Here is a 12,396-nt window from a genome sequence, read left to right on the forward strand (position 1 = left end):
ATCCCCGCATTGCCTCTATTATAGACGCGCTGCTGCCACGCCCCCCTTGCAAACGGTTTTCAAATTCCGCCGCCGGCCGCGCCCCCTGCCCCCCGCCCAAGTTATGGTATATTAACCCCATACCATCACGACTCTGAGTTTTGCGAGGGAACAATGTTCATTGCCATCGAAGGTGTCATCGGCGTCGGCAAAACCACCCTGGCGCGCTTGCTCCAGCCCCGCTTCAACGCCAACCTGCTGCTGGAAGCCTTTGAGGAGAACCCCTTCCTGGCCCAGTTTTACACCGACCGCGCCCGCTATGCCTTTCAGACCCAGGTCTTCTTCCTGCTCAGCCGCTACCACCAGTTCCGCCAGGCGGCGCAGTGGCTGGCCACCGGCCAACCCCTGATCAGCGATTACACCTTCGAGAAGGATCAACTCTTCGCTCGCCTCAACCTCAGCGGCGACGAGTGGGAGGTGTACCTGCGGTTGCACGATGCCCTGGCCGAGAAGATGCTCCTGCCGGACCTCATCGTTTACCTGCGCGCCGATACCGACTGCCTGATGCGGCGCATCGCCCTGCGCGACCGCCCCTACGAGCGCCACATGGAACGCGAGTACATCGAAGCCCTCAACCGCGCCTATGATGCGCAGTTCCTCGGCCCGCGCCAGGGGCCGCCGGTCCTGGTCATCGAGAGCGGTGAGATGGATTTCGTCCAAAACGAGGCCGATCTGGAAACCATTGAGGCCGCCATCCGCCGCGCCCTGCGCCTGCCGCCCTACCAGCCCGAACTGCCTCTGGCCTCCGCCCTACCTTCCCTGACCAAGGATTAGCCCATGCGTATCACCCGTGAGATGCTGCTCAACCTGGCCCGCGAGACGGCGGAACGCACCGTCCGCCGTCAGCGCGATGTGCTGTGCATCTTCCTCATCGGCTCGGTCCTGGACGAGGAGCCCCTGCTGGGCGGGAGCGGCGATATTGACCTGGTGATCGTCCACGATAGCGAGCCGCTGAACCCGCGCGAGGTGCAGCGCCTGAGCGATGAGATCACGCTCGATATCGCGCGCCTGGGTGCGGCAGCCTTCCAACCGGCCCGCCGCCTGCGCCAGGACCCCTGGCTGGGTTCGGCGCTGTGGTACAACCCGCTGGTGCTCTACGACCGCCAGCACTGGTTTGAATTTACCCAGGCCGGCGCCACCGCCCAATTCACCCTGCCGGAGAACGTTTATCCCCGCGCCCAGCGCCTGGCCGCCACCGCCCGCCAGATCTGGCGCGACCTGATCGAAACCCCCGCCCCCGCGCTCGAAACGGCGTGGCGCCTGCTCGAGGCCCTCACCCAGGCCGCTAACGCCATCGCCTGCCTGAACGGCGCCCCATTGACCGAGCGGCGCTTCGTCCTCAACTTCCCCGCTCGCGCCCAGGCCGTGGGCCGGCCCGGCTTGGCCGCCGGCTTCTCCGACCTCATCGGGGGCGAGGCTGCCGCCCGCGAGGGTCTGCAAACCTGGCGCAACGCCTGGCTGGAAGCGCTGGAGGCCGTGGCCTCGCGCGAGGATGCCCCACCGCGCCTGAACGCCGCCCGCCGCGCCTACTACCAGCGCCCGGTCGAAGCCCTCGCCGCCGAGCAGCCCCTGGCCGCCTGGTGGATCCAATGGCGTACCTGGACGCGCGCCATGCGCCACCTGGGTGAAACCTCGCCCGCCTACGCCGACTGGCACGAGGCAAGCGAAGCGCTCGGCCTGGGCTTGAGCCAGCGCGAGCGCCACCTGGCCGCCCTGGATGCCTACCTGGATACGGTCGAAGAAACGCTCGATCAGTGGGCCACCGCAAACGGCGTCCGCATCTAGCGCACCGCCTGCCCAACCGTGCTCAACCGGCCGCCCATGGAGAGCGGCTGATGCGCCTTTTCGGATCGGGGCGCACGCCGCACACCATCCCTGGGGGGCAGGCACAAGACGGATTTTCTCCGCCCCCTGTGGATAACTGGGCAAAATCTGTGGATAAATGGGGAGACCTGTGGAAAAATGCCCCAAATTGGGGAAAAAAGAGGCTTGCCCTCGTCTTGCCCTCACCCCCAGATATGGGGGGTGGGTTGCGACCTGCGCCATATCCGCACGCCAATGACTCTACGCACGTTAGACCCGCTTTTTACCCACATTGGCGCGGCGGGGTTATGCCTGCATTATCCCCACCCGCCTGGGGATAAAAATCGCGGCATTGACCGCAGGGATGGACAGTGCATGCTTCACACCCCCATTGCTGGGGGAGTCCGGCGGGTTATCCACATATCCCCAGCCCCTACGACTACGACGATCTTACAGATTCTTCCCTGGGGAAAGATGTAAGGTGAAGAATTATCCCGCCGGAAGTGGGGATAAAGGCCTGAACTCGGGCGCCTACGCGAGGCTGAGGTAGGCTTGTGGTTGCCATGGAGCCGGTTGTGGGGAGCAGGGTGGGTGGCGGCGGAGGGAGTGAAGCCTGGCGGAGCGCGGGTTCGTTCGGGGGGTTGGGGTGTGGCCACCGGGTTTCGCCAGGGGGTGTGTTTTCCCGCCCCCATCCGCGGGTTGGCGCGCTCGGATGACCGCCGGGAATCCGCCGATGGTGCGGTGCAGACGCCGCTCCCCGGATGCGGGCTGGTAGCGGTAGGGCCCGGCTGGGGGTGTGCGCGCCCGGGTCGCGCGGGGAGCATCGTTTGAGCCAGCGCGGTAACGCCCCGGGCGGAAGTTGCTCCGCCGCCCACCGGTGCAAAATGCGCTTTAACGCGGGGAGAGAAAACGGGTTGGGATGGCTCGTTGCGGTGAGGAGGAAAACCGTGGGCGCGGGAGAAAGACGAACGGCGCGCGGATGGGGAATGAGGCAAAAAATCCCCCCGCCGGGCGCTTGATTTAATGCGGAAAAATCCCTATAATAGAGACAACCTGCGCTGCACCTTAACAAGTGCATAGGTTGAGAGGAGGGCCAGAGCGTGCGGGGACACCCCGCAAGACGCCATTTCAATGCCCGCCAGGGTCAATTTGTGAAAATAATCACTTTTGCGTACCCCCCCTCGAAAATGAGGTCAAAAAGGCTCAAAACGGGAGGGGGGTGCGCAAAATTCAAGGGTTGAACATTAAACTCCCACTTGAGGGTGAAAAACAGCCTGCAGCATGGGCAATTTCTCCCACTTTAGCCCCTGAAATGGGCTTGGAGAAGCGCAGTTTCTCCCACTTTCAGTTGTCTAGATGTCTGCAGTCAGAATCATCAAATGCCCGAAAGGGCATTAAGACATAATAATTTAGGTTTTTCTGGCATTTTAGACCTCCACGTCAGAATCATCAAATGCCCGAAAGGGCATTAAGACCAACGCTTGTTTGAGTTGCTCGACGGTGGGGCGCCTCCGTCAGAATCATCAAATGCCCGAAAGGGCATTAAGACAACAACGTATTGTTTTCATCCGTCACCTCTTTATTTTTGTCAGAATCATCAAATGCCCGAAAGGGCATTAAGACTGACATAATGCCGAGAAGTTTCAGAACGCCCAGAAAACCTACGTCAGAATCATCAAATGCCCGAAAGGGCATTAAGACCCATTTTAGGCGTACCGTTCGCACAAATCTCATCGAGTGCGTCAGAATCATCAAATGCCCGAAAGGGCATTAAGACGGAGAAGAAGAAGTGGTATACGAACGTCGATGAGTGGTCAGAATCATCAAATGCCCGAAAGGGCATTAAGACCTCAACGACATGAAACAAAATTACAACGAGGAACGTTTACGTCAGAATCATCAAATGCCCGAAAGGGCATTAAGACAAATGACTTCCAGACCTCCGTAATGGAGTTTTGAAAAACTGTGTCAGAATCATCAAATGCCCGAAAGGGCATTAAGACTCATCACGCACTTCGGTGCAAGGGTGCAAGGTGCAAGGATTTTGTAGGTCAGAATCATCAAATGCCCGAAAGGGCATTAAGACTGACCGTTGTAGATTTCTTGGGTGATCATTGCTCGGCAGTCAGAATCATCAAATGCCCGAAAGGGCATTAAGACAGTGGTAGCATGCTAGTGGTAGCATGCTAGTGGTAGCGTCAGAATCATCAAATGCCCGAAAGGGCATTAAGACCATAGCCTTGTCACGATACGGTTACGACCTGTCCCACCGAATAGCGTCAGAATCATCAAATGCCCGAAAGGGCATTAAGACGCCTTATTTGCGCTATATCCACACTCATAAAACCCTTGGAAGTCAGAATCATCAAATGCCCGAAAGGGCATTAAGACACACGGGGCCGCTGCCTGCGGCTCCAGTGTTCGTGACACTCATTGTCAGAATCATCAAATGCCCGAAAGGGCATTAAGACTGTGGGTTGAAGCATTGTCGCGAAGCCAGCGAGCAACTTCACGTCAGAATCATCAAATGCCCGAAAGGGCATTAAGACCGATAACCTCTTGGACGGTGAGGGTTTGCAAGTTGCGCTTCATAGTCAGAATCATCAAATGCCCGAAAGGGCATTAAGACTGGTCTCGAGTGAGTGGCCACCGATTGTGCGGATATTCAGTCAGAATCATCAAATGCCCGAAAGGGCATTCAAACCCGCAGATGGGACGCGCGAAAAGAAACCGTGGCTTCTTAAAATCTGAGGCATGTGTCACCGCACCAACCGGGTAAGCCGGCCAGTGGCCGATGAGGTAATAGCCGGCTTCCGTGACCTTCCTTCCTCTCACCTACCGCAGCGCAGGAGGGCGTGCTGCATACATGAACACTTAATGAAACGCAGCACATGATGTAATATAAGCAAGAGGGTGGTGAGCAAAAAAACTCTTTTGTTCAACGCCTAACCAACCAAAATTCCACACCAGGGGGTGCTGTATGTGCTTCTACCGGAAACGCAAAGAAGAAGGCCAACCTATCAGCGAAATTATCCTTGACCCCATCGCGGAACTGATGGAAGCCACGGACATGAGCCGGGCGGAGGTGGTCAAGAACCTCAAGGCGCGCGGGCTGGAGTTCGTCCGTGAGGTGTTATGGGATGAACTCTTCAGCGACGCAGAGAATGAGGCCATGGTGAGAGACAGTTATCAGCGCGCGATGAAAGCCCTTGAGGACGAAGCGAACGAACCGGCACGCGAAACTGGGCGAGCAGGTTGAACGGAACCGCCCCTTCCCCGCAAAGGCATTAAGACGCTTCCCCATGTCAGGATTGGGCGCTCCAGGCGCGTCCGCCGTGAAGACCTTGAGAAATACATTCAAAGCCATAAAGAAGGAGGTGGCATATGGACGTAGCGTTCTTCGTGCTCGTGATTTTCATTCTCATGGGTTACTATACCTCCTGCTTGATCCGCGCAGAGAAAAAGGCCAAGGAGGATGCGGAGCGTAGAAAAGAGGAACTCGAGCGCCGACAGGAACTCAACGCCAACTACTACTTCTACCAGCGAACGCACCCGTATAACCACGACGGCAATCCGTTCAACGATCTGCCAGGCGCCAGCCATATTTATGGCACGGATAGCTATTTTCATCACCATCATTGGGGGCCGTGATGCACCGCAAACAATCCGAAGAACGCCTGCGAACGTTAGTCAGAGAATGGTTCCCTGAGGCCCATCTGCAGAAGTGGCGCGACGTGATGTACTGCCCGCACCGCGGTCGTCAGAATCCTCCAACGCCCGCAGGGTCATTGAGACAAAACATTCGCCGCAAGGGGGAAGGTCTGATTCTGCCGTCCCGGGCTGGGGCTACGCCAACGCCTTTCTGCACACCTCAGCGCGTGCTTGCGCCAAGGCTATCCTTGCCTAGCGGCGTTGTTCGACCGCAGCGCCTTTCGGGGGAGCGTCATGGATCGCGACGTCCACGAAATCCGAACGAAGAGTTCTTCCGTGAGCGGGCAACCTGGCCACTCTGGCCCTTCACGGAAGATGGAAAACTTTGCATGGAGGTGAGTTATGGAAACCTATGAATTCATCGAATTTGTCCAAAGCCTGGAATATGAAGACGAGGTCCTGCAGGCCGTGCGGGACTACCTCCGCGAAGCCGTCGAGCAGGAGCGCTATGGTCGCATCGTCATCCTCGCCAGAAGCGAGATCGCCGACCTGGTGGTGGATGCCATCATGGAGATCGAAGAACCTTCCCTGCGCCTCCTCGGGCTGTTCAACCTGGCCAGCAATCCCAATCTGAGCAGCGGCAACCAGTTGCGCCTCATCGAAACGGGCGAGCCCGCCGTGATCCAGGAACTTGCGCTCAACACGGAGAGCGAAGAGGTCTTCGAGAAAGCCCTGAGCCGATTTTGCGACGACGAAGAAATGGTAAAGTTTCTGGAGGAAATGATGTATGCACGGGAAGGACGCTATTTTTTCTGATCTGAGTGACGCGGAACTTCGAGAAGCCCGTCAGAAGCGTCCAGTGTTCAACGCCTAACCAACCAAAATTCCACACCAGGGGGTGCTGTATGTGCTTCTACCGGAAACGCAAAGAAGAAGGCCAACCTATCAGCGAAATTATCCTTGACCCCATCGCGGAACTGATGGAATGTACGGACATGAGCCGGGCGGAGGTGGTCAAGAACCTCAAGGCGCGCGGGCTGGAGTTCGTCCGTGAGGTGTTATGGGATGAACTCTTCAGCGACGCAGAGAACGAGGCCATGGTGAGAGACAGTTATCAGCGCGCGATGAAAGCCCTTGAGGACGAAGCGAACGAACCGGCACGAGGAACCGGGCGAGCAGGTTGAACGCAACCTGCGGGTTGTGGATACGCTGACGCGCATTCCGCCCGGGCGTGTGCGTGGGGTCAACCGGGGAGACCTGCTCGACCTCTGCCAGAGCGCGGAAAGGGGGGAGCGAGGTAATAGCCACGCAGAGGGGGACAGAGGCAATTAGAGGCTTATTTCAGATCCTCTTTTGACCACCCCCACTGGATCGAAACCGCCATTGCGCCCGCTAGGGGATGGTGGGACAGGCGGGGTGCGACACCGCACGCCTGGTGGCAGGCTCGGAATCGTCCCTTCCTGGCCGGGGCGGGTGTACGGGCCGCGCGGTGAACCGCGCCGACGGGCAGGATCAGGACGGCGCGAATGCAGCGCAGCCCGGGTTTTTTGCGCCCGGGCGCACGTTAGCCCGAACCCGCGCCCAGGGGGGCCGACCGGGCCTCACCTGCCCGGCGCCGCCGCGGCGGTGGCTCCTGAAATGGGCAGAACCGCGGGCAACGGCGGGGGTGAATAACACCGTTGGACGCAACCATAAACTTGACGAAAAGGGTCATCTCGGTTAAGATACTAAACGAACGTTCGGTAAGTATTCTTTAAGAGGTGACCGCAATGCAAAATCCGAAAACTCGTCTCAACGCCATCCTGTTTGTGCTGTTCGTCGGCGTGCTGATGGGGGCGCTGGATATCGCCATCCTCGGCCCGGCCCTCCCCTCCATCCGGGCCGAGTTCGCCGTGGAGGAGCGCACCCTGTCCTGGATGTTCAGCGCCTACGTCCTGGCCAGTTTGATCAGCACGACCCTGATGGCGAAACTCTCCGATCTCTTCGGACGGCGCTGGATTTACGCGGCCGATGTGGGGTTGTTTGCCCTGGGTTCTTTGCTGGTCGTGATTGCCCCCCGGTTTGAATGGGTGGTCCTCGGGCGGGCCGTGCAAGGCCTCGGCGCGGGCGGCATTTTCCCGGTTGCCAGCGCGGTGATCGGGGATGTTTATCCCCCGGAGCGGCGCGGTCGGGCGCTGGGTATGATCGGCGCGGTGTTCGGGTTGGCTTTTTTGATCGGCCCCCTGCTGGGCGGGGTCATCCTGGCCGTGGCCAGTTGGCACTGGCTCTTTCTGATCAACGTGCCGCTGGCGATGGTGCTGATCGTCTTCAGCCTGCGCCTCCTGCCCGCACAACGCGCCACCCGGCGGGTGGCGTTCGACGCGGTGGGCCTGGTTCTGCTCTCGTTAACCCTGCTCGCGCTGGCGCTGGGCTTGAACCGGTTGGATGTCCACCAGCCCGGGCTGGGTGTGTTGCGCCTGGAGGTGGGTGGCTTTCTCGGCGCATCGGTGCTCTTTCTGATCGGGTTGGTCGCATGGGAGCGCCGCGCGCCGGCCCCGTTGCTGCCGGGGTATCTTTTCGACCGCCGCCAGTTGCGCCTGGCTTACCTGCTTTCGGGCGGCGCGGGGTTTGGCGAAGCCACCCTGGTTTTCGTCCCGCTGATGGCGGTGACGGTGTTGGGGCGCTATGGGATCAACGAACGCAACGCCACCTGGCTCCTGATCCCGGCCATCCTTGCCATGGCGGTCGGCTCCCCGCTGATCGGGCGCTTGCTGGATCGCATCGGCTCACGGCTGGTGATCCTGGGCGGGACACTGCTCATGACGGTTGGGTTCGTTTTGCTCAGCCTGGGCGGTGGTCAGTTGGCGCTGTTTCTGAGCGCGGGGGTGCTGATCGGCATTGGGATGTCGTCCTTGCTCGGGGCGCCGATTCGGTATATCATGTTAGGTGAAGCCCGGGCTGAAGAGCGCTCCCTGGCGCAGGGCTTGATCTCCATTTTTACCAGCGTGGGGCAACTGGTCGGCAGTGCGATCATGGGCGCGTTGACCACCTCACTGGGGCGCACCAATCCCGCCTATGGGTATCAGATGGCGTTTGGGGTGGTCGCCGTCATCAGCCTGGTGCTGTTTGCCTTGAGCACGCAACTCAAATCGCGCCAGCAGGAACGGCAAATGATCCCGCTGGGTGAAGTGGCTGCCCATGGATAGAACCGCCATCTCGATGCGGCAGAAGATCCTGAACGAAAGCACCCGTCTCTTCGTCCGGCGAGGTTATGACGGGGTGTCCATCCGCGACATTGCCGAAGCCTGCCAGATGACCAAAGCGGCGCTGTATTACCATTTTGAAGACAAAGAGCATCTGCTGGCTGCGGTTTTGGTTTCGGGGCTGGAGACGTTGGGGCGTCTGGTGGAGGACGTCCTGAGCCAGGAGCAAGGCACCCGCGCGCGCCTCCACCGCCTGGTGCAGGACTTGTTTACGCGCCTGCCGGCGGAACAGCGCGCGCTGATCCGCCTGGCGATTCAAGAGGTGGGGAAGATTCGGCCCGAGTGGCGGGAAGAGATCCTGCGGCGTTACCGCGAGGCGTTTCTGAGGCCGTTGGCATCCATCTTTGCCACCGGTCAGCAACGGGGGGAGGTGCGTCCGCTGGCGGTGGAGATGATGGTGTGGGCCTTTCTGGGGATGCTTTACCCCTTTTTAGACGAGGCCTCTTTGCTGCACTCGGAGGTAAGCCCGGAGCAGTTAGAGGTACTGGTGCAGATTTTCTGGGAGGGGATCAGCGTCAACAGAACGGCCAACGCGGGGGAAAACATGTAGAAAGGGGTCAGGGCGGGGAAAATGGCCAGGCCCACCCCCAGGGCCAGCACCAAGAGGATAAACAGCCCCACCTGGGGGCGAGCGGGGGGCAGGATGAAATGTGACGTAGTCGCCATGGTTAACCTCCGTGGAAGCAAGATGCCATGGGTTAATACGCACCCCCATGCCCGCGGGTTGCGCCGGCAATCCACACAAAACGGGGCGCCCACATGGGCGCCCCGCCATAACTTTTATCTGCGATGAACCCTAGCGCCGGGCCTGGATCGTGCCTCCACCCACGGCCTGGAGCGCCTTCAACTGTGCCTGGCGGGCCAGGTCAATGGACGCGGCCAGGATGCGCAGCGCCTCTTCGGGGTTGTGGAAGCCCATGCTGTTCTCGGCGGCGATGAAGTCCCAGCGCATCTGGGCGGCACGGTGCAGGCGCCGTGCCTCATCCAGCAGGGCCGGGTCGGCGTTGGGGTTGGCGGCCGCGGCGGCGATGGCATCAATGGCCGCCACCAGGGCGTCCTCGCTGGCGCTCATCGTCGTTGCCACCTGGCGCTGAATCTGGCCCACCCGCGCCACCACGTAATCCACATCGGTGTGGCAGGCGCCGCAGGATTGGGCCGGGTTGAGCAACGGGCTGCGCACGTTGTGGCTGCTGTATTTGACCGCGCCTTCGCGCACGTACGGCATGTGGCAGTCGGCGCAGGCCACCCCGGCCTTGTAGTGGGTGCTGTCGGCGGTGTAAAGTTCGTATTCGGGATGCTGTATCTTGATCATCGCGGCGCCGCTCTCGGCGTGCTGCCAATCGCTGAAGCCCAGTTCCTCGTAATACTGCTCGATGGCCTCAATGGTGGTGCCGTGATCCCAGGGGAAGGTGAGCACCTTCTCAGGGCCGGCGAAGTAGTATTCGACGTGGCAGTTGGCGCAGACCACGGTGCGCATTTCCTGGCGCGTGAAGGTGCGCCAGTCCTTGCCCTGCTCTTTGAGCGCGGCTTCCAGCGCGGGGTTGGTGACGATCAGGCGCATGGTACCGGCCTCGTGGCAATTGGCACAGCCGATGGGCTGATCAATATGCTGGCCGAGGTCTTTGAAGGGCGTTTTGGCGAATTCCACCGGCCCCATTTCCACCCACAACTTGGGCGCGTTGGCGGTCTTGCACGAGTAACAGGTGCCGGGGGTCTTTTCGTTGACGCGCTGGGTCTCCCGCACGTCCTGGAGCGAATAGACGTGCCCGCGATCCTCTTTATAGTCCTTGCTGAAGGGGTTGCCGGCGAAGAGGCGCTTGAGGCGCGGGTCGGCCTCGACCTTCTGATAGGGTTCGGAGCCGCCGTACTGGGTGCGGGTGACGTTTTCGCGCATCTTCAGGAACGAGGTGTATTGGTTGGGAAAGTTCAGCCCCCACTTGCTGCTATCGGGTTCCAGCGGATCAATCGCCACCAGGGTGGGGATACCGCGGGTCTGCACCGGCTGGTTGGCCAGGAAGAGCAACACGCCCACCGTGGTGGCAGCCAAAATAAGGATGATGACCGTCAGGGCAATGGGAAGAAGTTTAGCCGATTTAGAGGGTTGACTCATAGAAAACTCCTTGTCCTGGCGAAGAGGTTAGGGTTGAGGCGGGCGATAGATGCCCGTATCCTGAAAAGGCAGGATGCTGACGCCGCGCGGGCCGTGCGCCACCTCGCGGTGACACTCGAAGCAGTAGCGCCCGGCATCCATCTGCCCATCGGCGACCATGGAAACGGTCTCAGCGTGGCAGCGCAAGCAGTTAGCCTGGATGATGCGGCGGGTGGATTCCTTGGCGCGGATGGGTTCGGGGATGTGCCCGCTGACGAAGGCGGTGACGTGGTTGAAGCCGGAGCGCGCCTTGACGAAATATTTAGGAATGAGGGCATGCGGGGTATGGCAATCGTTGCAGGTGGCCCAACGCTGATGGCTGGCGTGGTACCAGCCCTCGTAAGCGGCGTCCATGACGTGGCAGTTATTGCACGCCACCGGATCATCGCCGAGGTAGGCGGTGAAATCGGTGACGACCGCGCCGACGGCCAACACGAGCACCAGAGCCACCAGGCCGATGATGAGGGGTAAGCGCATGGTCACTCCTCAGGTGTCGGGGATATAGAGAGCAGGTCTGTCTCTTAACCTGGCTTTAATTTACCATATCCGATATTGTAAGTCAAAATGATAACCATCCTCATTTTTTTGTGACAAAGGTCACGAGAGGGGAGGCTTCCCCTCGCCCCCTGCTTGGGTGTGGGCCTGGATTTCGAGCATGATGTGCGTGCGAAAATTGAAGGGCGCGCGAATGGCCGGGAAGATCTCGCGGGTGCCGCCCGTGCCCACCACGACCAGGGTGCCGTAGTTGAAGATGCGGCCACCCAACCCCTGGGTGACCCCGATGCTTTCGATCTGCGGGAGGGGGAGTTCCAGCGTGCGGCGCTGAATCCATCCCTTTTATGCTAAACTGTAAACGAACCTTTGTGATACGTCCCACCCCTTCCAGCGCACGACGGCTTGCACGAGTTAGCCTCTGCCCCCACCCCTCCGTAACCTTCTCTGAATTCCCCGCATCTAAATTAATGAGCATTCCATACCCATCTCGTTATTCGGGAGACGCAACCCATGCTAAAACTGGCTTTTCCAACTACCGACGGCGAGACGATCAGCGCCCATCTCGGGTCTGCCCCTTATTTTGCCGTGGTCACCCTGCACGAGGATGGCCACACCACCCGCGAACTGCGTCCCAAGCCGGCCCATGAGCACGGTCAGCACGCAGGGCATGATCCCTCAGACCATGCCCCCGGCGGGCATGCGGCCGCCATGTTCGCCGTGATCGCCGATTGTCAGGTGCTGATCGCGCGCGGGATGGGCGAGCCGGCCTATCAGCGGGCCCAGGCGCAGGGGCTGGAGGTTTATCTGGTCGCCGAGCCCACCATCGAAGCGGCGCTGGCCGCCTACCGCGCCGGATCCCTGCGCTCCGACCCGCGGCGGGTGCACCGGCCCTAGACCGCCAGCGTTTCACGTGAAACACGCTTCGTGCGCCTGGCCTGGGTTTCACGTGAAACGTGCCCTGCGGGGCTCCCGCCCGTGCCAGGCGCCTGAACCAAGCCCGGCGGCAGTCTCAGACTG

At 60.3% G+C, this 12,396-nt stretch carries 15 protein-coding genes and 1 CRISPR repeat array; of the genes, 12 read left to right on the forward strand and 3 right to left on the reverse strand.

The genetic code is table 11. The features are described from left to right. The first annotated feature begins 153 nt into the window (after positions 1–153). From QYE77_RS08950 to QYE77_RS08995, 11 genes are all read left to right on the forward strand, one after another. Positions 154–813, forward strand: coding sequence for a deoxynucleoside kinase (locus tag QYE77_RS08950; protein ID WP_315625051.1), 660 nt, complete (start codon positions 154–156; stop codon positions 811–813). Positions 814–816: 3 nt separating this feature from the next. Further along, the gene (locus QYE77_RS08955; RefSeq protein ID WP_315625052.1) at positions 817–1,824 is read left to right on the forward strand and encodes a hypothetical protein; all 1,008 of its coding nucleotides are present in this window, start codon (positions 817–819) and stop codon (positions 1,822–1,824) included. A gap of 570 nt (positions 1,825–2,394) precedes the next feature. Next, a complete protein-coding gene (locus QYE77_RS08960; RefSeq protein WP_315625053.1) occupies positions 2,395–2,673 on the forward strand; it encodes a hypothetical protein in 279 nt (92 codons plus the stop codon). A 534-nt stretch (positions 2,674–3,207) separates the two neighbouring features. Then, a CRISPR array of direct repeats spans positions 3,208–4,546; the repeat unit is 36 nt; unit sequence GTCAGAATCATCAAATGCCCGAAAGGGCATTAAGAC. 276 nt (positions 4,547–4,822) lie between these two features. Next, complete coding sequence (locus QYE77_RS08965; RefSeq protein ID WP_315625054.1) at positions 4,823–5,101, forward strand: hypothetical protein; 279 nt, start codon at positions 4,823–4,825, stop codon at positions 5,099–5,101. Between the two features lie 27 nt (positions 5,102–5,128). After that, positions 5,129–5,236, forward strand: coding sequence for a helix-turn-helix domain-containing protein (locus tag QYE77_RS15365; protein ID WP_399390578.1), 108 nt, complete (start codon positions 5,129–5,131; stop codon positions 5,234–5,236). Then, positions 5,227–5,493, forward strand: a complete 267-nt coding sequence (locus tag QYE77_RS08970) for a hypothetical protein (protein WP_315625055.1) — start codon at positions 5,227–5,229, stop codon at positions 5,491–5,493. Before QYE77_RS15365 ends, QYE77_RS08970 begins: the two co-directional genes overlap by 10 nt. Next, a complete protein-coding gene (locus QYE77_RS08975; protein ID WP_315625056.1) occupies positions 5,493–5,909 on the forward strand; it encodes a hypothetical protein in 417 nt (138 codons plus the stop codon). Before QYE77_RS08970 ends, QYE77_RS08975 begins: the two co-directional genes overlap by 1 nt. Then, positions 5,896–6,309, forward strand: coding sequence for a hypothetical protein (locus QYE77_RS08980; RefSeq protein WP_315625057.1), 414 nt, complete (start codon positions 5,896–5,898; stop codon positions 6,307–6,309). Before QYE77_RS08975 ends, QYE77_RS08980 begins: the two co-directional genes overlap by 14 nt. Positions 6,310–6,398: 89 nt before the next feature. Then, entirely contained in the window at positions 6,399–6,677 is a 279-nt protein-coding gene (locus QYE77_RS08985) for a hypothetical protein (RefSeq protein WP_315625058.1), read from the forward strand. A 585-nt stretch (positions 6,678–7,262) separates the two neighbouring features. Beyond that, the gene (locus tag QYE77_RS08990; RefSeq protein WP_315625059.1) at positions 7,263–8,678 is read left to right on the forward strand and encodes an MFS transporter; all 1,416 of its coding nucleotides are present in this window, start codon (positions 7,263–7,265) and stop codon (positions 8,676–8,678) included. Beyond that, positions 8,671–9,285, forward strand: coding sequence for a TetR/AcrR family transcriptional regulator (locus tag QYE77_RS08995; protein WP_315625060.1), 615 nt, complete (start codon positions 8,671–8,673; stop codon positions 9,283–9,285). The genes QYE77_RS08990 and QYE77_RS08995 overlap by 8 nt, the downstream gene beginning before the upstream one ends. A 246-nt stretch (positions 9,286–9,531) precedes the next feature. On the opposite strand, the gene QYE77_RS09000 is transcribed toward QYE77_RS08995, so the two are convergent. The 3 genes from QYE77_RS09000 to QYE77_RS15370 all read right to left on the reverse strand — a co-directional run bounded on the left by QYE77_RS09000 (position 9,532) and on the right by QYE77_RS15370 (position 11,712). Further along, positions 9,532–10,845 (reverse strand): ammonia-forming cytochrome c nitrite reductase subunit c552, encoded by a 1,314-nt coding sequence (locus QYE77_RS09000; protein WP_315625061.1) that lies wholly within the window; start codon positions 10,843–10,845, stop codon positions 9,532–9,534. A 27-nt stretch (positions 10,846–10,872) separates the two neighbouring features. Beyond that, on the reverse strand, positions 10,873–11,361 hold the full coding sequence (gene nrfH / locus QYE77_RS09005) for a cytochrome c nitrite reductase small subunit (protein WP_315625062.1): 489 nt from the start codon (positions 11,359–11,361) through the stop codon (positions 10,873–10,875). Between the two features lie 120 nt (positions 11,362–11,481). After that, complete coding sequence (locus QYE77_RS15370; RefSeq protein WP_399390580.1) at positions 11,482–11,712, reverse strand: PH domain-containing protein; 231 nt, start codon at positions 11,710–11,712, stop codon at positions 11,482–11,484. A 177-nt stretch (positions 11,713–11,889) separates the two neighbouring features. On the opposite strand from QYE77_RS15370, the gene QYE77_RS09015 reads away from it, so the two are divergent. Continuing rightward, a complete protein-coding gene (locus QYE77_RS09015; RefSeq protein ID WP_315625064.1) occupies positions 11,890–12,273 on the forward strand; it encodes a NifB/NifX family molybdenum-iron cluster-binding protein in 384 nt (127 codons plus the stop codon). The last annotated feature ends 123 nt before the right edge of the window (positions 12,274–12,396 follow it).

Source organism: Thermanaerothrix solaris (genome assembly GCF_032334255.1).
GTDB classification, from domain to species: Bacteria; Chloroflexota; Anaerolineae; order Anaerolineales; family Anaerolineaceae; genus Thermanaerothrix; species Thermanaerothrix solaris.

Coding starts and splice junctions, on each gene's coding strand:
- QYE77_RS08950 (WP_315625051.1), top strand. CDS start 154: ATGTTCATTGCCATCGAAGGTGTCATCGGCGTCGGCAAAACCACCCTG.
- QYE77_RS08985 (WP_315625058.1), top strand. CDS start 6,399: ATGTGCTTCTACCGGAAACGCAAAGAAGAAGGCCAACCTATCAGCGAA.
- QYE77_RS08980 (WP_315625057.1), top strand. CDS start 5,896: ATGGAAACCTATGAATTCATCGAATTTGTCCAAAGCCTGGAATATGAA.
- QYE77_RS08975 (WP_315625056.1), top strand. CDS start 5,493: ATGCACCGCAAACAATCCGAAGAACGCCTGCGAACGTTAGTCAGAGAA.
- QYE77_RS08965 (WP_315625054.1), top strand. CDS start 4,823: ATGTGCTTCTACCGGAAACGCAAAGAAGAAGGCCAACCTATCAGCGAA.
- QYE77_RS09015 (WP_315625064.1), top strand. CDS start 11,890: ATGCTAAAACTGGCTTTTCCAACTACCGACGGCGAGACGATCAGCGCC.
- QYE77_RS08955 (WP_315625052.1), top strand. CDS start 817: ATGCGTATCACCCGTGAGATGCTGCTCAACCTGGCCCGCGAGACGGCG.
- QYE77_RS08990 (WP_315625059.1), top strand. CDS start 7,263: ATGCAAAATCCGAAAACTCGTCTCAACGCCATCCTGTTTGTGCTGTTC.
- QYE77_RS08970 (WP_315625055.1), top strand. CDS start 5,227: ATGGACGTAGCGTTCTTCGTGCTCGTGATTTTCATTCTCATGGGTTAC.
- QYE77_RS09000 (WP_315625061.1), bottom strand. CDS start 10,845: ATGAGTCAACCCTCTAAATCGGCTAAACTTCTTCCCATTGCCCTGACG.
- QYE77_RS08995 (WP_315625060.1), top strand. CDS start 8,671: ATGGATAGAACCGCCATCTCGATGCGGCAGAAGATCCTGAACGAAAGC.
- nrfH (WP_315625062.1), bottom strand. CDS start 11,361: ATGCGCTTACCCCTCATCATCGGCCTGGTGGCTCTGGTGCTCGTGTTG.